The organism is Acuticoccus sediminis (assembly GCF_003258595.1).
GTDB lineage: Bacteria > Pseudomonadota > Alphaproteobacteria > Rhizobiales > Amorphaceae > Acuticoccus > Acuticoccus sediminis.
This window is the reverse complement of record NZ_QHHQ01000001.1, coordinates 1790836-1813053: the sequence shown is the minus strand read 5'-3', so window position 1 is coordinate 1813053 and position 22218 is coordinate 1790836. Positions and strand designations below refer to the sequence as shown.

The 22218-nt window shown below is 68.1% G+C and carries 24 protein-coding genes; 14 read left to right on the top strand and 10 right to left on the bottom strand.

Going from position 1 to position 22218, the window contains the following annotated elements:
* Positions 1 to 7 precede the first annotated feature (7 nt).
* From DLJ53_RS07955 to DLJ53_RS07940, 4 genes are read left to right on the top strand one after another with little or no spacing between them, the layout of a single operon-like run.
* Entirely contained in the window at positions 8 to 985 is a 978-nt protein-coding gene (locus tag DLJ53_RS07955; RefSeq protein WP_202913025.1) for a tripartite tricarboxylate transporter substrate binding protein, read from the top strand.
* A gap of 59 nt (positions 986 to 1044) precedes the next feature.
* Positions 1045 to 1491, top strand: a complete 447-nt coding sequence (locus DLJ53_RS07950) for a tripartite tricarboxylate transporter TctB family protein (RefSeq protein WP_111343794.1) — start codon at positions 1045 to 1047, stop codon at positions 1489 to 1491.
* A gap of 10 nt (positions 1492 to 1501) precedes the next feature.
* A complete protein-coding gene (locus DLJ53_RS07945) occupies positions 1502 to 3034 on the top strand; it encodes a tripartite tricarboxylate transporter permease (RefSeq protein WP_111343792.1) in 1533 nt (510 codons plus the stop codon).
* 18 nt (positions 3035 to 3052) lie between these two features.
* A complete protein-coding gene (locus DLJ53_RS07940; RefSeq protein WP_111343791.1) occupies positions 3053 to 3757 on the top strand; it encodes a GntR family transcriptional regulator in 705 nt (234 codons plus the stop codon).
* Here the strand turns inward: DLJ53_RS07940 and DLJ53_RS07935 are convergent.
* Entirely contained in the window at positions 3748 to 4650 is a 903-nt protein-coding gene (locus DLJ53_RS07935) for a LysR family transcriptional regulator (protein ID WP_111343789.1), read from the bottom strand. The genes DLJ53_RS07940 and DLJ53_RS07935 overlap by 10 nt on opposite strands.
* Before the next feature lie 102 nt (positions 4651 to 4752).
* Here DLJ53_RS07935 and DLJ53_RS07930 point away from each other — a divergent pair, with 102 nt between their 5' ends.
* The 3 genes from DLJ53_RS07930 to DLJ53_RS07920 are packed head-to-tail and all read left to right on the top strand — an operon-like array spanning position 4753 to position 7197.
* Positions 4753 to 5538, top strand: coding sequence for an SDR family oxidoreductase (locus DLJ53_RS07930; protein ID WP_111343788.1), 786 nt, complete (start codon positions 4753 to 4755; stop codon positions 5536 to 5538).
* A 28-nt stretch (positions 5539 to 5566) separates the two neighbouring features.
* Complete coding sequence (locus DLJ53_RS07925) at positions 5567 to 6274, top strand: ribonuclease activity regulator RraA (protein ID WP_111343786.1); 708 nt, start codon at positions 5567 to 5569, stop codon at positions 6272 to 6274.
* Positions 6271 to 7197: a dihydrodipicolinate synthase family protein gene (locus DLJ53_RS07920; RefSeq protein ID WP_404801143.1), complete on the top strand. Its 927-nt coding sequence runs from the start codon at positions 6271 to 6273 to the stop codon at positions 7195 to 7197. Before DLJ53_RS07925 ends, DLJ53_RS07920 begins: the two co-directional genes overlap by 4 nt.
* Before the next feature lie 267 nt (positions 7198 to 7464).
* On the opposite strand, the gene DLJ53_RS07915 is transcribed toward DLJ53_RS07920, so the two are convergent.
* Entirely contained in the window at positions 7465 to 9834 is a 2370-nt protein-coding gene (locus DLJ53_RS07915; RefSeq protein ID WP_202913024.1) for an arylsulfatase, read from the bottom strand.
* Between the two features lie 241 nt (positions 9835 to 10075).
* Here DLJ53_RS07915 and DLJ53_RS07910 point away from each other — a divergent pair, with 241 nt between their 5' ends.
* The gene (locus tag DLJ53_RS07910) at positions 10076 to 10465 is read left to right on the top strand and encodes a RidA family protein (protein WP_111343781.1); all 390 of its coding nucleotides are present in this window, start codon (positions 10076 to 10078) and stop codon (positions 10463 to 10465) included.
* A 109-nt stretch (positions 10466 to 10574) separates the two neighbouring features.
* On the opposite strand, the gene DLJ53_RS07905 is transcribed toward DLJ53_RS07910, so the two are convergent.
* Entirely contained in the window at positions 10575 to 11468 is an 894-nt protein-coding gene (locus DLJ53_RS07905) for an AraC family transcriptional regulator (protein WP_111343779.1), read from the bottom strand.
* Between the two features lie 170 nt (positions 11469 to 11638).
* On the opposite strand from DLJ53_RS07905, the gene DLJ53_RS07900 reads away from it, so the two are divergent.
* Positions 11639 to 12334: a type 1 glutamine amidotransferase domain-containing protein gene (locus DLJ53_RS07900; protein WP_111343778.1), complete on the top strand. Its 696-nt coding sequence runs from the start codon at positions 11639 to 11641 to the stop codon at positions 12332 to 12334.
* A gap of 51 nt (positions 12335 to 12385) precedes the next feature.
* On the top strand, positions 12386 to 12763 hold the full coding sequence (locus tag DLJ53_RS07895; protein WP_111343776.1) for a putative quinol monooxygenase: 378 nt from the start codon (positions 12386 to 12388) through the stop codon (positions 12761 to 12763).
* Between the two features lie 158 nt (positions 12764 to 12921).
* On the opposite strand, the gene DLJ53_RS07890 is transcribed toward DLJ53_RS07895, so the two are convergent.
* Positions 12922 to 13314, bottom strand: a complete 393-nt coding sequence (locus DLJ53_RS07890) for a RidA family protein (protein WP_111343774.1) — start codon at positions 13312 to 13314, stop codon at positions 12922 to 12924.
* A gap of 191 nt (positions 13315 to 13505) precedes the next feature.
* Positions 13506 to 14414 (bottom strand): LysR family transcriptional regulator, encoded by a 909-nt coding sequence (locus DLJ53_RS07885; protein WP_111343772.1) that lies wholly within the window; start codon positions 14412 to 14414, stop codon positions 13506 to 13508.
* Positions 14415 to 14546: 132 nt separating this feature from the next.
* Between DLJ53_RS07885 and DLJ53_RS07880 the strand changes: the two genes are divergently transcribed.
* Positions 14547 to 15185 carry a L,D-transpeptidase gene (locus tag DLJ53_RS07880; RefSeq protein ID WP_111344199.1) on the top strand — a complete coding sequence of 213 codons (639 nt, stop codon included), beginning with the start codon at positions 14547 to 14549 and terminating at the stop codon, positions 15183 to 15185.
* On the opposite strand, the gene DLJ53_RS07875 is transcribed toward DLJ53_RS07880, so the two are convergent.
* From DLJ53_RS07875 to DLJ53_RS07865, 3 genes are all read right to left on the bottom strand, one after another.
* Positions 15182 to 16189, bottom strand: coding sequence for an LLM class flavin-dependent oxidoreductase (locus DLJ53_RS07875; RefSeq protein WP_111343771.1), 1008 nt, complete (start codon positions 16187 to 16189; stop codon positions 15182 to 15184). The two genes, DLJ53_RS07880 and DLJ53_RS07875, sit on opposite strands and share 4 nt — an antisense overlap.
* 69 nt (positions 16190 to 16258) lie before the next feature.
* Entirely contained in the window at positions 16259 to 16642 is a 384-nt protein-coding gene (locus tag DLJ53_RS07870; protein WP_111343769.1) for a nuclear transport factor 2 family protein, read from the bottom strand.
* A gap of 107 nt (positions 16643 to 16749) precedes the next feature.
* Positions 16750 to 17214 carry a nuclear transport factor 2 family protein gene (locus tag DLJ53_RS07865; protein ID WP_111343767.1) on the bottom strand — a complete coding sequence of 155 codons (465 nt, stop codon included), beginning with the start codon at positions 17212 to 17214 and terminating at the stop codon, positions 16750 to 16752.
* A 58-nt stretch (positions 17215 to 17272) separates the two neighbouring features.
* On the opposite strand from DLJ53_RS07865, the gene DLJ53_RS07860 reads away from it, so the two are divergent.
* A complete protein-coding gene (locus tag DLJ53_RS07860; protein ID WP_111343765.1) occupies positions 17273 to 17884 on the top strand; it encodes a TetR-like C-terminal domain-containing protein in 612 nt (203 codons plus the stop codon).
* 119 nt (positions 17885 to 18003) lie between these two features.
* Complete coding sequence (locus DLJ53_RS07855) at positions 18004 to 18972, top strand: DUF1963 domain-containing protein (protein WP_162408994.1); 969 nt, start codon at positions 18004 to 18006, stop codon at positions 18970 to 18972.
* Between the two features lie 113 nt (positions 18973 to 19085).
* Here DLJ53_RS07855 and DLJ53_RS07850 read toward each other — a convergent pair whose 3' ends face one another.
* Positions 19086 to 20099, bottom strand: a complete 1014-nt coding sequence (locus DLJ53_RS07850) for a TRAP transporter substrate-binding protein (protein WP_111343762.1) — start codon at positions 20097 to 20099, stop codon at positions 19086 to 19088.
* 569 nt (positions 20100 to 20668) lie between these two features.
* Positions 20669 to 21235 (bottom strand): manganese efflux pump MntP, encoded by a 567-nt coding sequence (locus DLJ53_RS07845; protein ID WP_111343760.1) that lies wholly within the window; start codon positions 21233 to 21235, stop codon positions 20669 to 20671.
* A 464-nt stretch (positions 21236 to 21699) separates the two neighbouring features.
* On the opposite strand from DLJ53_RS07845, the gene DLJ53_RS07840 reads away from it, so the two are divergent.
* Entirely contained in the window at positions 21700 to 22122 is a 423-nt protein-coding gene (locus DLJ53_RS07840; RefSeq protein WP_111343759.1) for a PACE efflux transporter, read from the top strand.
* Positions 22123 to 22218: the final 96 nt, after the last annotated feature.

The following is a 22218-nucleotide window of genomic DNA, read 5'->3' as shown; positions in this document are numbered from 1 at the left end:
GACACGAATGAATCGCTCGAACATGGCGCTCGTGGCAGCCGCAGCTCTCGCCTGCACGGCGCTGACGCCCGCGATGGCGGACGACTACCCGGCCGACGACGTCAAGGTCATGCAGGGCTTCAAGGCCGGCGGCGGGTCCGATGCGCTGGCGCAGCTCGTCCAGCCGTATCTCGCCAAGGAACTCGGCGTGAACTTCGTGAACGAGTACATTCCGGGTGCGACCGGCGCGATCGCCTGGACGCGCCTCGCCAAGCAGACCAAGCCCGACGGGGCGACGATCAGCATCACCAACACGCCGATGCTGACCACCAACTACATCATGAACCCGTCGATCACCTACACGATCGACGAGATCACCCCGATTGCGAACATCGTGACCGATCCGGGCATCGCCGTCGTCGCCAAGGACAGCCCGTTCGACACGTTCGAGGATTTCGTCAACGCCGCGAAGGAGAACCCCGGCACCGTGACGGTCGGCAATTCCGGCGTCGGCGGTGACGACTACTTCACCTCGTTGCAGTTCGAGAAGGAGTCGGGCGTCAAGCTTCAGAAGGTGCCGTTCCAGGGTGACGGGCCGTCGTGGACCGCCGCCATGGCCGGGAAGATCGATGCGAGCTTCACCAACGTCGGCGTCTCCTTCCCGCAGATCAAGGAGGGCAATCTGAAGGCGCTTGCCGTGTTCTCCGAAGAGCGGTTGCCGGACCTGCCGGACGTGCCGACCGCCAAGGAGCTCGGCTACAACCTCGTGGCAGGCTCCTCGCGCGGCTACAGCGGCCCCGCGGACTTCCCCGCCGAGGCGCGCCAGCAGATGATCGACGCGATGCAGCGCGTGGTCGACAACCCGGACTTCCAGAAGGCCGCCGCCGAGCGCGCGATGAACATCGACTTCATCTCGGGCGACGCCTACGCCGAGATGCTCAGGACGCAGGAAGGCCAGTACAAGGAGATCTGGGCCGAGATCAAGGACGAGGTCCAGGCACAATAACGTCCCCATCCCAGGTCGACGGGGCGATCCCGTCGACCGTTCTTCCAGGAGATCGACAGATGGGACGCATTGTGACGGCGCTGGCCGGAATCGGCCTCGTCCTCTTCATGTGGTACGAGGCCTCGGGCTACCCGCCGACGGCGCAGAAGCTTCCCAACCTCCTCGGCTGGGTCGTGCTCATTCTCGCCGTGCTCGCCATCGGCCAGACGCTGCTCGCCCGCCGCGCCGCCCTGGCGCAAGGGAACGCCGCCGCGACGGAGCCGACCTCGTGGCGCGACATCGGCATCGGCGCGGCCTTCCTCGGCCTGATCGTCGTCTATGCCTGGTCCATCGGTACCGTCGGCTACATGCTCGCAACGCCGGTCTTCCTGGCGCTGCCGCTGATCGCGCTGCGCCCGGTCGGTCTGGTGCCCGGCGTTCTGACGATCGCCGCCGTCTCGGCGGTGATCTACGGCGTGTTCGTCTGGTTCCTGAAGCTCAACATCCCGCTCTTCCCGACCTTTTGAGGTATCTTGTATGGAGGGCTTCCTCTGGATTGGCCTCGCCAACGTCCTTGACCCGATCAACGTCGCGGCGATCTTCGCCGGTGCGCTGATCGGCATGTTCGTCGGCGCGATGCCTGGCCTGTCGGCCACCATGGCGATCGCGCTGCTGTTGCCGCTGACCTACTCGTTCCGGCCCGAGACGGGCCTCGCGATGCTCGCCTCGCTCTACCTCGCGGCGATGTACGGCGGCTCCATCTCGGCCATCCTGTTGCGCACCCCCGGAACGCCCGCGGCCGCCGCGACGGTGATGGACGGGCACCCGATGGCTCGCAAGGGGCAGGCCGGCAAGGCACTCGGCCTTTCGCTGACCGCCTCGCTCATCGGCGGCCTCCTCTCGTCCGTGGCGCTGCTGACGGTGGCGCCGGCGCTCGGCCGCGTGGTCCTCAATTTCGGTCCGGTCGAGATCTTCGCGGTCGCCGTCCTCGGCATCACCATCATCGGCACGCTGTCGCAGGGCTCCACCATCATGGGGCTGTTCTCCGGCGCGCTGGGACTGCTGCTGGCGACCGTCGGCATGGATCCGACGACGGGCACGCCCCGCTTCACGTTCGGAATCCTCGACCTCTTCTCGGGCATCAACTTCACCGTCGCGCTGATCGGCCTGTTCTCGATCCCGCAGGCCGTTCGCCTCATCGTCGAGGGCAACCGGGGCAGCGGCGAGCGTGTGTCCAATATCGGCGACCGGATGCTGCCGACGGGCCGTGAGTTCGTGCAGCTCCTGCCCAACTCCATCCGCTCCGGCTTCATCGGCGTGGTGACCGGCCTCATCCCCGGGACCGGCGGCGACACCGCATCGTGGTTTGCCTACAACGAGGCAAAGCGCTTCGCGAAGAACAAGGCCGAGTTCGGCACGGGTACGCCCGCCGGCGTCGTCGCCCCCGAAGCGGCCAACAACGCGGTCGTCGGCGGCGCGCTGATCCCGACCATCGCGCTCGGCATTCCCGGCTCGTCCTCGACGGCGGTGCTGCTCGGCGGGCTGATGGTGCACGGCATCCTTCCCGGCCCGTCGCTGATGACGGACTACGGCGATGTCACCTACACGCTGCTGTGGGCGGTGCTCCTCGCCAACGTCGCGCTGTTCGCGGTCGGGATCCTGTTCACGCGCGCGTGCGTCGCCGTCACGAGGATCCCCAACCGCGTCGTCGGCCCGGTCATCGTGGTGCTGTCCGTCATCGGCGCCTACGCGATCAACAACTCGATGTTCGATATCGGCCTGATGATCGCCTTCGGGATGCTGGGGCTCGCCTTCGATGCCTTCAAGATCCCGACGCCGCCGCTCGTGATCGGCCTCATCCTCGGCCCGATCCTCGACACGACGTTGCAGCAATCTATGCTGATCGGCCAGAACAACTGGATGATCTTCCTCCAGAACCCGATCTCCGCCACCTTGCTTGCGATTGCACTTCTGTCCGCATTGCAGGCGACGCCGTTGTTCGGCTGGCTGGGTCGATCTATGAAGCGCGCTACGGCTGGAAAGCAGGTCACGACGGGCGGCACCGAGTAGACCTGTCGGAGGGATGTGATGGCGGACGCGGCGCGCACCGGCGCGGCGGAAATCAACGAAGACGCGCCGCGCCGCAACGGCGAGGACATCGCCCTGGAGATTGCCCACCGTCTCGAGGAAGAGATCGTCTTCGGCCGCCTCCACCCGCGCGAGCGGCTGATCGAGGAGCAGCTTGCCGCGCAGTTCGGGGTGAAGCGTCACATCGTGCGGCAGGCGATCATCGTGCTCGAGCGCCTCGGCCTCGTCGAACGGCCGCGCAACCGCGGCGCCGTCGTGCGGCTCTATACGGCCAAGGAGGTCGCCGACCTCAACGACGTGCGCGAGCTGCTCGAGGGCCAGGCCGCGTCCTGTATCCCTCTCCCGCTCCCGCAGGACGCGATGGAGGAGCTGGAACGCATCCAGCGCGAGCACTCGGCGGCCGTCGCCGCGCAGGATCGCCGCGGTGTCTTCCGCAGCAACATCGCCTTCCACCGCGCGCTGTTCGGCCACTGCGGCAACGCCGCATTGCTGGAGGCGATCACCCTCTTCGCGCAGAAGTCACACGCATACCGCTCGATCGCGGTGAGCGACCGGGCCTATCAGGACTGGGCCGCCAACGCGCACTGGGAAATGATCGACGCGATCCGCAAGGAAGACCGCGACCGTCTCGTCGCGCTCTGCAAGGCCCACCTCGCCCCCTCCCGCGACCACTACATCGAGACGCTGCGCCAGCGTTACGGCTGAGGCGCCGCACCCGCGCCGCGGGCGAGGTCGTTCGCGTCGAGCGCCGTCTCGGCGAGCTTGCGGATGAGGTGCATCTGCGCCGTGCCGCGGAGCGACAGGAGCCCCAGCTCGCGCACCGGCACCGGGGGCGGCAGGTCGATGCGATTGAGCCGCAGCCCCTCCGGCCAGGGACCCGCCCACTCCGGCACGATGGAAACGCCGAGCCCGCCGTCCACCATCACCGCGATCGCCTCCAGCGCGTCGAGTTCGAAGCGCTGCGCCGGGACGATGCCGCGGCGGTCGAGGTAGTCGGCCGCGAGCCGCCCGCCCCACTGCCGCCGGTCGTAGCGAATGAATGGCCGTGTTTCGAGGAGCGTGATGGCGTCGCGTACGGTCTCGTCGTGCGGTGCGAGCAGCACCAGCGGTTCCGAGCGCCACGAGTGGAACTCCACCGTCTTCGGCAGCACGAAGCCCGGCTTGACGATCACCGAAGCGTCGACCTCGCCGGCCAGGGTCTTGGCGTAGAGCTCGCTCGACGTCCCGGGTTCGAGGACCACCTCCAGTCCCGGGTGCTGCCGCGACAGCCGCCCCAGCACGCCGGGAAAGAGCCCGGTCTGCGCCGTCGAGATCGCGCCGACGCGCAGCTTGCCGATGATCTCGCCGCCCCGCACGGCGGTTCGCAGCTCGCGCAGGACCCTCAGCAGCGCCGCCGAACGGTCGACCACGGCGTACCCGGCTTCCGTCGGCCGCACCGAGCGCCCGGCCCGTTCGAGAAGCTTGACGCCGAGCTCGGCTTCCAGCGTGCGGATTCGCTGTGCGACGGCGGTCGCGGTGATGTCGAGCTCCAGGGCGGCGTCGGCCAGTGAGCCGCGGCGGACAACGGCGAGGAAGGTGTCGAGGAAGCGGGTGTCCATCCCCGCCCATACCAAACTTTTTGTTCGCCCTGAAGAAAGTTAGGCGCACTTTTTCTGCTGCGCCTGAGCCGCTAGCGGGAGTGCATAATCTGGGAGAACGTCATGGATCTTGGCCTCGACAACAAGGTTGCCCTGGTGCTGGGCGCGGGGGGCGGGCTCGGCAGCGCCATCGCCCGATCGCTGAGCGCGGAAGGCGCCAGCGTCGCCGTCGCCGACATCGACGAGGCGGCCGCCAGCGCCACCGTCGAGGCGATCCGCGCCGCGGGTGGCACGGCGACGGCGCTGACCTGGGACATCGCCGACATCGCCAGCGTCGATGCCAGGGTCTCGGCGGTCGAGAAGGAGCTCGGACCGGTCGACATCTTCGTCGCGATCACCGGCGGTCCGCCCCCCGGCGGCGTCGCCGGCCAATCCGCCGAGACGTGGCGCAAGTTCTTCGATTCCATGGTGGTCTCGGTGTTCGCCATCACCGACCGCGTGCTGCCGGGGATGCGCGAGCGCAAGTGGGGTCGCATCATCACCTCCACCTCGTCCGGCGTCGTCGCGCCGATCCCCAATCTCGGCCTCTCCAACGCCCTGCGCGCCACCCTGGTCGGCTGGTCGAAGACGCTGGCGGCGGAGGTGGGCCGCGACGGCGTCACCAGCAACATCGTGCTGCCGGGCCGCGTCGCCACCAAGCGCATTACCTTCCTCGACGAGAAGAAGGCCGAGCGCGAGGGCCGGCCGGTCGCGGACGTCGTCAGCGAGAGCACCGGCTCGATCCCACTCGGCCGCTACGGCGACCCGCAGGAATATGGCGACACGGTCGCCTTCCTCGCCTCGACCCGCTCGTCCTACATCACCGGCAGCGTGATTCGCGTTGACGGCGGATACATTCCCAGCATCTGACCTTCCCACCAGACGAGAGAGGACGACCATGACGCTCGACGCCAATACCATCGAGACGCTGAAGGGCATCACGACGGCGACGCTGACGACGGTGCTTCTGAAGAAGGGCCTGCGCAATGTATGGCTGCGCGGTGCGATGCCGCTGCGGCCCGGCCAGCCGCGCATCGTCGGCCCCGCCTTCACGCTGCGCTTCGTCCCGGCGCGCGAGGATCTCGCCACGCCCGCATCCTGGGGCTCGCCGATCTCCACCCGCGCCGCCATCGAGGCGATGCCCGAGGGCTGCATCACCGTCGTCGATTCGATGGGCGTGGCCGACGCCGGCATCTTCGGCGACATCCTGTGCGCGCGGATGAAGAAGCGCGGCGTGGCGGCCCTCGTCACCGACGGCGTGGTGCGTGATCTCGACGGCGTGCTCGGCACCGGGCTCCCGGTGTGGTGCTCGGGCGCGGCGGCCCCGCCGTCGGTCGCGGGCCTGACCTTCGTCGGGTGGCAGGAGAGCATCGGCTGCGGCGGCGTGTGCGTCGTACCCGATGACGTCATCGTCGTCGACGCGGACGGCGCGGTGTTGATCCCGCAGGCGCTCGTCGGCGACGTCGTCGCCGAGGCTGTCGAGCAGGAAAAGATGGAGGCGTGGATCGTGACCGAGGTGGAGCGCGGCGTCCCCCTCCCCGGCCTCTATCCGATGAACGACGAGACGAAGGCCCGCTACGCAGCATTCAAGGCGGGCCGCGGCTGATGTTCGGCACAGACACCAAGGGCGTCTACGCCATCGCGCCGACGCCGTTCCTGCCGGACGGCGCAGTCGACTACGCCTCGATCGACACGATGTGCGACTTCTATCTCGATCGGGGCGTCGACGGCCTGACCATCCTCGGCATCCTCGGCGAGGCGCCGAAGCTGACGCCGGAGGAGTCCGTCGCGATCGTGCAGCGCGTGCTGGCGCGGTTCACGAAGCCGGTGGTGGTCGGCGTCTCGGCGCCGGGCTTCGCGGCGATGAAGGCGCTTTCGGGCGCCTCGATGGACGCCGGCGCCGCGGGCGTGATGATCACGCCGCCCGCCGCGATGCGCACGGACGACCAGATCGCCGGCTACTACGCGCAGTCGGTCGCGCAGATCGGCGCCGACGTGCCGTTCGTGCTGCAGGATCACCCGCTCGTCACGACGGTGCAGATGTCGCCGGGAGTCATCCGCCGCATCGTCGAGGAGAACCCCTCCTGCGTGATGCTGAAGCACGAGGACTGGCCGGGTCTCGACAAGATCTCGACCTTGCGCGGCTGGCAGGCGAAGGGCGAGATGCGTCCCATCTCCATCCTGTGCGGCAACGGCGGCCTCTTCCTCGACTTCGAGATGGAGCGCGGCGCGGACGGCGCGATGACCGGCTACGCCTTCCCGGACATGCTGGTCGACCTCGTGAAGCGCCACCAGGCGGGCGACAACGAGGGCATGCACGCGCTCTTCGACGCGCACCTTCCCTTCCTGCGCTACGAGCACCAATCCGGCATCGGCCTTGCGGTGCGCAAGTACGTGCTGATGCGCCGTGGAGCGATCGCCCACGCCAACCTGCGCGTTCCGGGCCCGAAGATGAACGACACGACGAAGGCCGAGGTGGACGGCCTCCTCGCCCGCCTCGCAAAGCACGACCCGCGCGCAGCATTCTGAGGTCGCGTTCGACCGTGCTGCCAGGTCATGCCGCGACGGGCGTCCTCGTGCGCGGCATGACGGTGAAGACGACGAGGGGCAGGCAGGCACTGGCAGTGGCCTCCGGCACCTCGTCCTTCCGACGGCCCCGCTCGCGCGGGGCGACGAGGCCGGACGTGTCTGGTCGCCCGGGAGCCGAAGAGCGGCGTTGCGCCCGCAGCGTACTGTGCGCAACCTCAGGCGGTGTCGTCGCGATGGCCGACACCGCCGGGCCCGGCCGGGATCCGGTCATTTCGTTACGTCGACGACGACCTCTTCGAGTTGCCCCTGGAACTCCAGCGGAGCGCTGTAGTCGTAGGTGACCGGGGTTCCGGTGTCCGACCCGATGTCCTGATTTTCCGAGAGAGAATATTTGAACGGTGTCGTTCGGGCGATGGGGCCGCGCGCCACCTCGCTGCCATCCACCGACAGGGTCAGGGTGCCGCTCTGCCCCATCTGGTCCCCGCCGTCGTAGGCGAAGTCCATCGTGAGCTCGTGCGAACCCGCGGCGACCGGCGTGTCGCTCTCGACGAGATAGGTCTCGACGTCAATGAAGTTGTGGGCCGCCTTGAGCTTGCCGTCCTTCAGGTAGAAGGCCCAGCCGCCGGTGTTGCCGCCTTGGGTGAAGATCATCCCGCTCGCGTTTTCGCCGATTTCGACCTTCGCGGTGATGCGGAAGGACTTGTTCTTGAGGTCCGGCGCCGACGCCTCCGGCAGCCCGGTGAGCGGGCCGGGGTAGGTGAAGATCGTCCGGTCGCCCGCCAGATTCGGCTTGCCGGTCAACTCGGCGCTGAACCGTTCGGCGCCGCGCCAGTCGAGCGGCAGTGCCTTGTTCTTCGATGCCTCTGCCCACCACAGCGCCTTCATTTCGTCCAGCTTGTCCGGGTTGTCCGCGGCGACGTCGTTCGCCTGGGTGAAGTCCTCGTCGAGATTGTAGAGTTCCCACTTGGCCTTCAGCGGGTCGAATTCACCGCGAACCGGATCCCACGGCTCGAACGCCAGGGACGCGGCCCACCAGCCATCCTTATACATCCCGCGGTTCACTACCATTTCGAAGTATTGGCTCGTGCGGACTTCGTCCGCATCCGCATCGGCGAGCGTGCTGAGAAAGCTTGTGCCCTGGATCGGGGTCTGCGCGGTGCCGTTGACGCTGCGCGGTTCGGCGATGCCGGCGGCATCGAGGATCGTCGGCGCAATATCGATGACGTGCAGGAACTGCGTCCGGGTTTCGCCGTGGGCGGCGTAGCGGGCGGGCCACTTGACGATCATGGGGTTGCGCACGCCGCCGAGGTGGCTGGCGACCTGCTTGGTCCACTGGAAAGGACTGTCCACGCCCCAGGCCCAGCCGGCCGGGAAGTGATTGAAGTGCAGTTCCGTGCCGATTTCGTCGATCCGGGGGAGCATGTCCTCCACCGTCATCAGGTACGCGTTGAAGAAGGCGTTCTCGTTCAGGGTCCCGTCGAAGCCGCCCTCGGCCGACGCGCCGTTGTCGCCGACGATGTAGAGGATCAGCGTGTTGTCGGAATCGGGCAAGGACTCGACGTAGTCGAGCACCCGGCCCACCTCGGCGTCGACCTGCTCGCCGTACGCCGCGAACGCCTCCATCATGCGCTCGTAGAGGCGCTTCTGGTCGTCGTCGAGGCTGTCCCACGCCGGCAGGCTCGCGGGGCGCGGGGTCAACTCGGCGTTCTGCGGAACGATTCCACGCTCCTTCTGACGCTGGAAGGTCTCCTCGCGGTAGGCGTCCCACCCCATGTCGAACTGGCCCCCGTACTTGTCGATCAGGTCTTTCGGGGCCTGATGCGGGGCATGTGTCGCCGCGGGAGCGAGATAGGCGAACCACGGTTTGCCGGGCTGGATCGCTTCGATGGATTTCAGCCACGCGATCGTCTTGTCCGCCAGATCGACGCTGACATAGTAGTCTTCGTCCTGCGGTGTGCCGAGAGCGGTCTGGTTCTCGAAGAGGTACGGTCGAAGCTGGTTGGTGTCGCCCGCCATGAACCCGTAGAAGTAGTCGAAGCCCAGGCCGTTCGGCCAATGATCGAACGGACCGACGGCGCTGGTCTCGTAGATCGGCGTATTGTGGTTCTTTCCGAACCAGGCGGTGACGTAGCCGTTCTGGCGCAGGATCTCGGCGACGGTCGCCGTGTCCTTCGGAATGATCCCGGTGTAGCCGTCGTAGCCGGTCGCAAGTTCGGTGATCACGCCGGTGCCGGAGACGTTGTGGTTGCGCCCGGTCAGAAGGGCCGCGCGCGTCGGCGAACACAGTGCCGTCGTGTGAAAGCGGGTATAGAGGAGGCCGTCTTCCGCGAGCTTGTCCATCGCCGGGGACGGGACACCGCCTCCGGTCACGTCGAATTGCCCGAAGCCGACGTCGTCGAGCAGGATGAGGAGGACGTTCGGGGCGCCCTCAGGGGCCGCGATCGGCGCAGGAAACTGCGGCGGATCGGAATTGAGATACGTCGTGCCGACGTTCCCTCGAAACTTCTGCTCGGCATGGGGCAGGACCGGCTGGCCGTCGCGCGAGGCGATCGGGCCTTGGGCCGATTGGGCCTGGGCACCTAGGACACTGCTGACAAGAATCGGCAGCGCAAGGGCCGCCGCGAAATGTCTGGCCACGTCATACTCCCTGGTATCGTCCAAGCGGGCGAATGCGTTTCTCTGGAACGGCATCGTTCGAGACGTGCCCTGTCCAGTAATAATGCGTGGTGAAAGGCTGCACACTCAGGCGGGCAAAATTATGCTGCGGTGGATCGATCATCCGGGCGGAAGGATGGATGAACACGCGGGCCTCTACCGCCGGCCTGCCAGCCCCCGATCGACAGCCGCTCCCACCCACGGAAAGGACGAGAATCTGCCAATGCTGGAGATCACCCGTATCATGGTCCCGAACGCGCCCCCTCCGGTGGCCCCCTTCAGTCACGCCGTCCGCGCGGGCGACTTTCTGTTTGTGACCGGACAGATGCCGACGGCGCCGCAGACCGGCGAGCTCGTGGGCGCCGATGTCGCCGCGCAGACCCGCCAGGTCGTCGCCAACCTCGAGGCGGTCCTCGCCGGAGCCGGGCTGGGGCTCGACCGGGTCGTCTTCGCCCGGGTCTACCTTCTGCAGTTCGACCGGGACTACGCGGACATGAACGCGGTCTGGGCGGAGCTCTTTCCGTCGGAGCGACGGCCGGGACGGACCTGCGTCGGCGTCAACGGGCTGGCGCTGGGAGCCCTCGTCGAGGTCGACTTCGTGGCCGCGTTCTGACGGGTCCGCGAGGGCGTACACCGCCGGGGCCGAGGGGGCCGGAGCTCAGCGCGCCGGCCTCTCTTCCGCCGTCCAGCGGCCGGACGGCGCGCGGGCTGGACACGGCGGGCTACGCGCTCTTCTGCGCGCGCCGCCGCGCCTCCTCCGTATCGCGGACCGGTGGCAGTCCGAACAGGCGGCGGTATTCGCGCGTGAACTGCGAGACGCTCTCGTAGCCGACCGTATAGGCCGCATGGCTCGGCCGCGCCCCCTCCGCCAGCATCATTCGGCGCGCCTCCAGAAGGCGGACCTGCTTCTGGAACTGCAGCGGCGACAGCGACGTGATCGCCCGGAAGTGATGGTGAAAGGTGGACGGGCTCATCCCCGCGACGGCGGCCAGCTGCTCGACCGGCAGGGCCGAGGCGAACTGCGCCCGGATCACCTCGACCGCGCGCGCGATCCGGCTCGCATGGCTCCCGGGAAAGCCGAGCTGGCGGATGGCGGAGCCGTGGCGCCCGGCCAACAGCCAATGGTGCATCTCGCGCACCACCTGACGCTGGAGGACGGGCAGCGAGGCCGGACGCTCCGTGAGGCGGATCATCCGCAGCGCGGTATCGGCCACTTCGGCATCGGTCGGGTCGAGACGCAGCGGTGCGCCGCTGTCCGCCGGCGCATCCTGCATCTCGGCCGTCAGCTCCGCGATCAGCGCAGGATCGAGGTCGAGCGCGAAGGAGAGGTACGGCGCGGCGCGGCTGGCGACCGTAATCTGGCTCGTGGTCGGGATGTCGGCGGTGATGAGCATCGAGTCGCCGCCACGGAAGGCGAGCGTCGTCGCCCCCATCGTGACCTCCTTGGTGCCTTGAACGACGAGGCAGATCAGTGGTCGCTGGAGCCCGTACTGCAGCTCCCCGACCTCGGTCGTGCGCACCAGGTTCATGCCCGCGATGGGGGCCCGCGCGATGCCGGAGGCGTCGGCATGGACCTCGGTGTATCGGCGCACGGCCCGGAGCAGCGGCTCGTTCATGCCGACGTTGTACCGCCGGAGGCGCCACCCGGCCAGAAGAGCCGGAGGATCAGGCAAGGCTCTCCCTGCTTTGGGCAACCGGGCGCCCCGCTCGCGACCGATATCCGGCAGGCCGGCCCGGAGGCGCCCGCGTCGACGGACCGGCAGCACACCCCCAAGGGAGAACGGACATGAGCAAGATCCTGATCGTCCTGTCGGCCGCCGAGACGTGGACCCGCGCCGACGGCTCGAGGTACCAGAGCGGCGTGTGGGCCGAGGAGTTCGTCGTGATGGACGAGATGTTCCTGAAGGCCGGCGCCAGCGTCGACATCGCGACCCCGGGGGGCGTCGCACCGACCATCGACCCGCACAGCATGAACCCGGATGTCGTGGGCGAGGAGAATGTCGCGCACTTCCGTGCCTATCTGGACGCGATCGCGGATCGCCTCGCCCATCCACTCGTGCTGGCCGAGGTGGCTACCGCCGCCTATGACGCGGTCGTCATCCCCGGCGGCCACGGTCCGGTCGAGGATCTCTACAAGGACGGGGACATGGGGCGGATCCTCGTCGAGGCCGATCGGGCGCAGAAGATCATCGCGCCCGTGTGCCACGGCCAGGCGGCCCTACTGGCGGCGAAGGACGAGGATGGCCAGTGGCTCTTCGCGGGCCGCCGGATGACGTCCTTCAGCGACGAGGAGGAGGTCGAGCTCGGCACGGCCGACAACGCGCCATGGCTATTGGCCGACACGCTGCGCAAGAACGGAGCCGCTTACGAGAAGGGGCCGAACTGGGGCGCCTACGTCGTTCGCGACGGAACCCTGCTCACCGGCCAGAACCCGGCATCGAGCGCGCCGCTGGCCGAGGCTGTGCTGACGGCGCTGCGCTGACCATGGGCCGGCGCCGTCCGGAGGCCCCATTTCCACTTGAGGAGCAACGAGATGATCGACGCGCATGACGAGCCCCGGCACCGCGGCGTGCGGGTGACGGGCGAGGACGGCTGCGACGGCCCGAAGGCCTTCTACATCCTCATCGAGGCGAGGCCCGGACGGGAGGACGAGGTGGTGGAGATGCTGCGCGACATCCGCGCCTGCGTCGAGGACGAGCCGGCCACCGGCCCGTGGTTCGCGGTGAGGCACTCGCAGTCCCTGTTCGCGATCTTCGAGGCGTTCCCGGACATCGCCGGCCGGGATGCCCACGTCGCGGGCGGCGGCGGCGACATCTTCCGCGACGTCGAGCGCATGAACCGCATCCTCGACAGGCCGGCCCACGTCCAGCGGGTCGACGTGCTGTCCGCCAAGCGGGTGTTCGCGGGGTGAGACGCGGAGGGCTCGGCCACGCGGCCGACCGGCGGTCCCCTCCCCGCAGGGACTGCTGACCGTCCTCAGCTGCGAGCATCCGCTGCGCCGGGGCCATCGATCCGCGGCGCGCACCCTGCTTAGCCGCTCCGGTTCATGGCCGGAGCGGCCGGTCTGGTTCAGCCCGGAATGCGGGCGATGACCTTGATCTCGAAGTCGAAACCGGCGAGCCACGTGACCCCGAGCGCCGTCCAGTTGGGGAACGGCGGCTTCGGGAAGTGCCGGTTCTTGACCTTCAGCACCGTCTCGAACTGCCTCTCGGGGTCGGTGTGGAACGTCGTCACGTCGACGATGTCGTCGAGGCTGCACCCGGCAGCCCCGAGCACCGCCTTGAGGTTGGCGAACGCGCGCTCGACCTGACGCTCGTAGTCCGGCTCGGGACTGCCGTCGTCGCGGCTGCCGACCTGTCCGGAAACGAAAAGAAGGTCACCCGATCGGATTGCGGCGGAGTAGCCGTGCTTCTCGTAGAGGGCGCTGCGGTTGGGCGGGAAGATCGGTTCGTTCTTGCTCATGATGCGTCCTTCGCGTCGGATGAACCGGCCAGACCGGGACGGGGCGCCGACGGACTTGAAAGCGGAGAATGATCGACAGCGCGGCGTTCGCCGTTCTGGTCGAGACGGTATCGTTCCGCTCATGTAGAAACCCGTGGATGGAACGCAAGTGTTCCGACGGCCTAAGGGCGCGAACGCCCGCCGGCCCTCTCTCAGGCGACGATCCCGTCGACGGACCTGAGGGCGGGGATGGCGAACTCGATGAATGCGCGCACCGCCGGGCGCATGTACCGGACGGACGGCAGGGCGAGATAGGCCTCGGTGGAGCGGACCTCGTAGCCGGGAAGGATGTGCACCAGGCGGCCGTCGGCCAGCGCCTCGGTCACCAGCAGCTGTTGCACCGGTCCGGCGGCGTGGCCGCTGACGAGCGTCGACCAGATCACTTCGGCGTTGTTCGTGCGCAGGACCGGTCGAACGGGCACCGGGACCGCCTCCCCTCCCTCCCGTTCCAGCAGCAGCACATCGCGCGGCGCCACGAGGCGCGACGTCGTGACGACCGCGATCGCGCCGAGCTGTTCCGGCGTCTCGATCGGACCGAACCGCTCGAGGAATCCGGGGGATGCGACGAGGATGCGGCGAACGCGCCCGAGCCGGCGGATGACGACGTCCTGCCCTGCGGGGCGCTCGTAGCGCAGGGCGAGATCGAAATCGTCGAAGACGAGGTCCACGTCCCGGTTCTCCAGCACGAGATCGACCGTCACGTCCGGGTGCAGACGCTGGAATTCCATCACGATCGGATGCAGATGCCGCACGCCGATGCAGGACGGCGCGTGGACGCGCAGGGGGCCCTCGACATGCCCGCCGTCCTGCCGGATCCCCTCTATGGCCGCCTCCAGTGCGGCGAGCGGCTCGCGGCTCGCCTCGTAGAGGGCCTTGCCCTGTGGCGTCAGCCGGACGGACCGCGCCGAGCGCTCCAGCAGACGGGCGCCGACCTGCCGCTCCAGATTGCCGAGCTGCTTGGTGACCGCAGGCTGCGAGATGTTGAGGTCGCGCGCCGCGGCGGTCAGAGACCCGCGTTCGACCGTGCGCACGAACGCCTTGAGAGCCGACGACAGGTCCATCGATAATTCCATATCGTTATTATCATGATCACTAGATAATTAATCGACATGGGCAGGACCGGTTGTCAATCTGGCTGCGGTATCGACCGGGAGACCAGGACGTTGATTGACAGGCGAACGTTGCTGATCGGGATGTCCGCGACACTGGCGGGCTGCGTTGCCGATCAGTCGGACGGACCGGCGGCGCAGATGCGGCGGCCGGCCGCCGATCTCGTGACCCACTACGGACCGGTGGAGGGCGAGCCGTTTCCGGTTCCGGGCATCGATCTGGCGACGGTCGACCCCGGCGTCCTACGCCGCGAGGTGGCGGATCCGACCGGCGAGCGGACGGGCACGATCGTCGTCGACGCCACGGCGCGCTACGCCTTCCTCGTGCTGGAAGGCGGGCGAGCCCTGCGCTACGGCGTCGGCGTGGGGCGAGAGGCGGCGTTCAACTTCGTCGGCGAGGCGACCATCGCACGCAAGGCCGAGTGGCCCGGCTGGCGGCCGACCCCCGCCATGATCGAGCGTGAGCCGGACCGCTACGGCCCGCTCGCGGACGGGCTGCCGGGAGGTCCGCAAAATCCCCTCGGCCCCCGGGCGCTCTACCTCTACCGGGACGGGCGGGACACGTACTACCGGCTGCACGGCACCGTCGAGCCCAGGACGATCGGCACGACGGTCTCGTCCGGCTGCATCCGACTGTTCAATCAGGACATCATCGACCTCTATCGGCGCGTCCCCGTCGGGACGCGAGTCGTCGTCCTGCCGGTCGGCGAATCCGTGGCCTAGGGGCGGCGAGCGTCTCCCGAGGCGGCGGTCCCGGCGATACCATCCGCCGGCCCCGACGCGCCGACCGGATGCGTCGGCTCGAGAGCGCCGACCCTCCGGGCGCTCTCGGCGATGCGCCCGAGGGCCTCGCCCGGCTCCATCGCGGTCGGCTGGAGGCTCACGATGAGATGATGGACGCCGAGCGCGCGCTGCTCGTCGATGACGTCCGGCAGCCCGCTCGGCCCGGTACGGTATCCGAGCGCGATCGGCGTCGCCGGGCCGGTTTCCTCCGTGAGGTCGATCTGGATCGCCACGCCGAAGGCCCGGAAGGCGTCCGGGGCGTGGCGCTGGACGGCGCTGCGCCAGAGGGCGTGCCGGTCGCGCTGGCTGCCGGGCTCGCGGTGGTAGGTCAGCCAGCCGCCGGTATTGCGCGCGATCCAGTCGACGGTCTGCCCCGCCGATCCGATGGCGTAGAGCGGCGGCGGGATGAACGGCGCGGGGCGCAGCTCGAAGTCGTCGCCCAGCATGGCCAGTCGGTCGGGCGCGCGAAGCGCCGCCTGGAGCACGCCCCACCGCTCGCGGAACGCGTCGCCGCGACCGTCGAGGCTCTCCCCGAACGCATCGAACTCCTGCGGGCGGTCGCCGGCGCCCAGTCCCAGCAGGAGCCTGTCGCCGGAAAGCGCCTGCAGCGACGCGGCGGCCTTGGCGACGTGGAGCGGATGCCGCAGCGGCAGCACCGTGGCGGCCGTGCCCAGCGCGATGGCCCGAGTCCGGGCGGCGACGGCGCCGAGCGCGACGAACGGATCGAGGTGCCCGAAGGTCTCCGGATACCACGACCCGTTGAGCGGCACGTCCCGGACCCAGTAGGCCGCGAACCCGAGCGCGTCGGCATGTTCAGCGAGGTCCACTTGCTCGGCGTAGTCGATCGCCGTCTCGGGCGCTCGCCGCAGCGGCGCGATGACGCCGACTGAAAGAGCGCCTTCGCGAAAGACGGTGGCCACGCGGGACGGTTCGTGTCTTGGCATGTGATCGGATGGCTCCAACGCAGGATGACGTCGCTCGATGGGTAGGTCCGGGCCGCGGGCCCGGACCGGCTAGAACATCCCGTTCGGGTTGGCCGACGTCTCCGGCATCACCTGCAGCACGTCCCAGTGTTCCACGATCCTGCCCCCGGCATCGAGCCGGAAGATGTCGATCCCGGCATAGTCCCGGCTGCCGGGCCAGTGCTGGAAACAGTGGAGTACGACGAGATCCCCCTCGGCAATCGCGCGCTTCACCTCGACCCGCTTGCCCGGCCACTCGCGCGCCATTCGCTCGAAGTAGGCGATGAACCCATCCTTCCCGGTCGCCACGTGCGGGTTGTGCTGGATGTAGTCGTCGCCGGCGTAGCGCTCGATCGCCTCGCGCGGACGGCAGTCGTTGAACATCAGCTCGTAGAAGGCGATCACGTTCGCCTTGTTCTGCGCAGCATCGGGCATGGGTGCCTCCTTCCTCCGGGCTTCAACTCTGTCGGGAGTGCGTGGCGCGCCGCCCGAACGGCGCAAACCCGCCGTCGAGCGCGCCGACGAGGGCAACACTCGCGAGGTCATGCATCCGGGCCCGGCCCCTTCAGCACCGCGTTCGCCGCGTCTGAGCCGCCCGTCGCCGACAGCACCACCAGCGGGTTCCAGTAGTCGCGATACCGGCTGATGAGGCCGTCCCTGAGGTCGACGACCGACACGTAGGTCTGGTCGTAGCGCGCGCCGTCCGCGTTGGCGTAGGCGTTCGACCTGAACTCCAGCACGCCGGCGCGCCCGTCGCGCGAAATGATCGCGCGGTCGAGGATCAGCGCTTCGATGGTGAAGAGTTTTCCGACCTTCGGCAGGTAGGCCGCCAGCGCCGCCTTGCCATCGATGACTTCGATCCCGTCCGGCAGAGCGAAGGGGAATTCGAACGAAATATCGTCGGTCACCATGTCAAGCAGCGTCTCGGCGCCCGCCCTCAGCGCATCGCCGAGGCCCTTGCGCAGGAGGGCGGACAGGCTGGGGAACTGATCTCGCGTCGAGCCCATTCGGCTTCACTCCAGATGGATGGAACGCTATCGTTCCGATCCAGATGGGACAGCGTGGATGGAACGCAAGAGTATCGACGAGCCGAGGCGGCGAAAACCCAGTGGCGCCGCGGTCATCCGGGCCGATCTGACGGAGGCGCTCTTCCGGGCCCTGTTCGAGGAGTGGGCGGACACCGGCTACGCCGCCATCAGCCTGGAGCGGGTTGCGGCGCGCGCCGGCGCAGGAAAGGCGGCGATCTACCGGCGCTGGCCGTCGAAGCGCGACTTCGCCTGCGACGCGATCGCGAGCGTCGGGGTCGGGCTCGGTGAGTTCTCCGACCACGGGTCGCTGGCTGCCGATATCGCCGCCTACCTTCAAAAGACGCGCCGCGTCCTGCGCCACCCTCTGGTGCGCCGCATCGTGCCGGACCTCGTCGCCGAACGCATCCGGTCCGAAGACCTCGCCAAGGTGCTCGGCCATCTCGCGACCGCGCGGCGGGCTCTCGGCGAGACACTTCTCGACCGGGCCATCGCGCGGGGCGAGCTCGACGCCGGGATCGACCGGGAGCTGGCGCTCGACTTCATCCCCTCGCCGCTCTACTGGCGGATGGTGGTGAGGGGCAAGCCGGTCAGCACGGCGGACCTTTCACGGCAGTCGACGGCTCTCGTCGCGGCGCTGAAGGCCTGCTGAACCACGACGGATCAGGCCACCGTCGGCCGCGCATGCGGCGTTTCCGGGTTGAACCCCCGCCGCATCACAAGGCACTGTCGACCTCACGGCGGGAGATGGAGCGCGATGGTGATGCGAGCATGATCGGGTCGAAGGAGGCGTTTCTCGCGCAGACCTCCAACGCGGGCTTTCCAGTCGATATCAGCGTGATAGACGCTGCCATGCTGCCATCGGCGGGCTTTGCTCCCGCGGCTCCGGGGTCGCGGCCGACCGCCCGCTTCGGCGGCCTCCCCCACCTAGCGCTCGGAGCGGAGTGGCCGATGCGTGGACCGCTCCCGCATGCTGCGGCCTTTGGCGAATGGATCGGGGGCTCGCGCGATCCGGACGCTTCGGCCCTTGCGAACTGGGCGTCGCCCGCGCCGTTTCGCTTCCTGTGCGAATACGACCTGGCGGCGGCGCGCGAAGCCTTCGCCTCGCGAGCCGAACCCGCCGGCTGGCCGTTACCGGATCAGGGACGGCTGTCATTCTTCTGGGAACCGCTTTCCGGATCGTTCGGGCAGTCTCGACAAAACGGACTCGTGATCTGGACCCGGGACCCCGTCGACGGGCTTGCATCAGTCGAGCCGCCTGCGGAGCTCGTCGGGTCGCCGGGTCTCGCCCTGCCGATGGTCCTGCCTGAACGTGCGGCACAGCTCGTGCCCGGGTGGAGCATCGACCCGACCGTCGGCGAACGGCTGTTGGAGTTGGCCGACGCGCAGCGGTGGTCGGAGTCCGAAAACGAAGCTCTGGGCGACTGGCTCGAGGCGAACGAGCTGGACCAGTCGGACTGGTTGGGACACAGCCTACTCGGCCATGAGATCGCCCTGCAATCCCCGCCCCGCTACGCGGCGGCCTCGGAAGAAGCGGGGCTGCTGGACGTTCCAGTCGAATGGGACAGCCTGGAGTTTGACGATCCTCGCGCCGACGGCTGGCTGCTGCTGCTTCAGATCGGCCTCCCGCATGCGACCAGCGGGGCGTTCGACGAGGGCTTCCTCTACTTCCTGATCCGGCAGGAACACGCCGCGAGGGGCGCCTTCGAAAGCGCCTATGCCATCTACCAGCAGACCTGAGGCGTCTCCCTCCGGATCGAACATGGCGGAGGGATGGTCGCCGTCGGCGTGACGCGTGGCGGTCGCCGGTCCGGGTGGGAGGGCGTCCGGCGAGCCGGACGCCCGGGTTCGCGTCAGCGTTCGTCGGACAGGCCGATGTTCTTCTGGAAGTCCTTGTGCATCTGGATCAACTCGCGGGCCGCGTCAGTGTCCGCGAACTCGTCCCATGCCTTGAGCGAGGCCTCCCGGAAGGTCCGGCGATCCTCGGGCGACCAGTCGTGGATCGTGACGCCCTCGGCCAGCAGCGCCTGAGCGGCCTCCTCCGTCGCGACCGAGCCCGACAACGTCAGGCGGAAGGACATCTTCTGCATCGCCACATCGATGATGCGCTGAAGGTCTTCGGGCATCGAATCCCACATGTCCTTGCGGATCGCGAAGTGGTCGGCCGGCATCGAGTGGAAGCCGGGGAAGGAGGCGTGCTTGGCGATGTCGTACAGGCCGGCGGACTTGTTGACCGCGAGGTTCGACATGTCGGCGCCGGCGATGATGCCGGACTCGAGCGAGGTGAAGACCTCGGTGAAGTCCATCACGATCGGCGAGGCGCCCATGTTGGCGAAGATCTGCGTCTCCATGCCGGGAGGCGAGCGGAACTTCCACCCCTTCAGGTCGTCAGGGTTGCCGATGGGCTGCGTGGAGGCCAGCGACTCGGGCGCGGCGATGTGCCAGCCGATGAGCTGCATGCCGAGGCCGTTGTAGATCTTCTGCGCGGCATCGAGACCGCCGCCCTCGTAGAGCCAGGCGTACATCTGCCACGGCGTGTCGTAGCCGCCCATCGGGTCGCCGATGAACTGGAAGGCGGTGTCCTTGCCGGTCTGATAGGCGCCGGAGGTCATGTCACCGTCGAGGATGCCGTTGATCACAGCGTCGAAGGTTTCCGGGCTCTTCACGACAGCGGACGAGAAGAACGGTTCCACGGCGATCCGTCCGCCCGACATCGTCTCGATGTCGTCGTAGAACTGGGCGATGGCAACGCCGGAGATCGATTCCGGGCTATGATGGGTTTGAATGCGCAGCGTGAATTCCTGCGCCAGCGCGCCGGATGCAACAAGAGAGGCCAGCGCGACGCCGGCGAGCATAGAACGGATCATGTTTCCCCCAAATCGATGCTTGTGCACCGTTTTTCTTTATGCCTGTGGCATCTGACCACACTAAGCGGAGAAAACTAGTCAGAGCAATAGCAGAATCACCGTCGGAAATCGGTTTTGTGCTACATTCAATTCGGCATCTGCGCGACGGACCGCCCGGCCGCCGACCGCCGCTCCCGATCGGAGGCGGACACGGCAATTGTGAGACCGGGGCCGCAGCGCGGCGGTTGCGATGCCCCGGCCACCACGCCGAAGCGGGAACGAGGCCGTTCAAGACCTCGCGACGATCACTGCAGGACTCGCCGAACGTCGCTTCGCGCCGGGATCGCGGACATCGATGTCATCTGCGCGTTCACAAGCTCCCCTCGACCTCGCCCGCCAGAACACAACCTAAGGGAGAAACGAAGCGAGCGCCATACCCGAATCCAACACCCGGCAGCGACGGATACGGCGCTGGCGGATTCGCTCCTGAAGCCGGTTCGAATTGCGCGGTTCGATCGTACTCGGCGCTTCGCCGCGTTCGGCCCGTCCGGCGATGCAGTGCCGCCGCAAACGACGCCCGGGGTGCGCGGCTAGGCGATCACGCCCAGATGCTCCAGCAGGATGAACATGCCGAGGCCGCACAGCGCCACGCCCGCCAGCATCTCCGCCGTCCGGCCGAGACGCGCGCCGATGAGCCGGCCGAGCAATATGCCGCCGGAGGACATCAGGAACGTCGCCAGGCCGATCGCCGCCGCGATCGTGACGATGTTCACCTCCAGGAAGGCGAGCGAGACACCGACGGCCATCGCGTCGAGACTGGTGCCGATCGCCGTCGCCACCAGGACGATGAACGAATGGCCGCGATTGCGATCCTCGCTGCCGCCGCCCCGCACCGCGCTCCACAGCATGTGCACCCCGACGCCGGCCAGGAGGAGGAAGGCGATCCAGTGGTCGACGACGGCGACATACTGGCTGGCCGCGACGCCGGCGGCCCAACCCAGCACCGGCGTGAGCGCCTCGATGACGCCGAAGACGACGCCCGTTCGCAGCGCTTCGCTGACCCGGGGCCGTCCGATGGCGGCCCCGCGCCCGACGGATACTGCGAACGCGTCGACGGACATACTCACCGCGAGCACGGCAATTCCGAAAGGTGACATGACTAACTTTCCCGAAGGCAAGCAAAAGCCCCTGCCTGTGGCCAGGAGGGGCTGGAACAACTGTCTCGAAGCGAGAGTGATGATCGCCTCACCCTTCGAGGAGAGGGAGATAGTCCACCCGACCCCTCAGGTCAAACCATTTAACTCTTTGAGAATGCTTCTGAGTTTCACTCTCAACTGGCCCGCGCGCCGGACTGCGGATCCCGGCGCCCCACCCGCGACATCCGGCGTCAGGTCGGGCGAGCCTTCCCCCGGACGGCGCGCTGCGGCCCCGGCCGCTCCCTCACCGACATCCGAGGTCCGCCGTCGCGGCGCTTCAGAGGCGACGGGACCGGTGCGCGGCGGCGGAGCCGCCATGCCGAGACCGGACTTGCACGGGGTGGCCACTCGGGTAGGTTGCGGCCGCGCGAGGACCATCTCCCCCTCCGGGACATTCGGCGAACTCGTCTGAACCAGGTGGGACCATGAGAGACACCCGAGACCGTATCCGGCATATCCTGCTGTTCGAGGCGATCGCCCTCGCTGCGGTGACCCCGCTCGGCGGGCTGGTCTTCGGGATCGACATGAGCCACTTCGGCGTCGTCGCGATCGTCAGCACGGTCGTCGCGATGGCGTGGAACTACGGGTTCAACCTCGGTTTCGACCACGTCATGCTGCGTGTCTTCGACGATGTGCGCAAGTCGCTCACGACGCGGATCGTCCACGCCGCGCTGTTCGAGGCCGGCCTCGTCACCATGCTGGTGCCGTTCATCGCCTGGTACCTCGGCGTGCCCCTGCGGGACGCGTTCGTCATGAACATCGCGATCGCCGGGTTCTTCATGGTTTACGCGTTCGTATTCAACTGGGCCTACGATAATCTTTTCCCGATCGAGGCAAACCGGGCCTGACGCGCGCACCGGCGCCAGCTTATCGCCCTCATAATGAACGTAAATCGGGCGCACGCGGGCCGGCAATACATCAACCATTGCCTGCGGCAGGCGAAA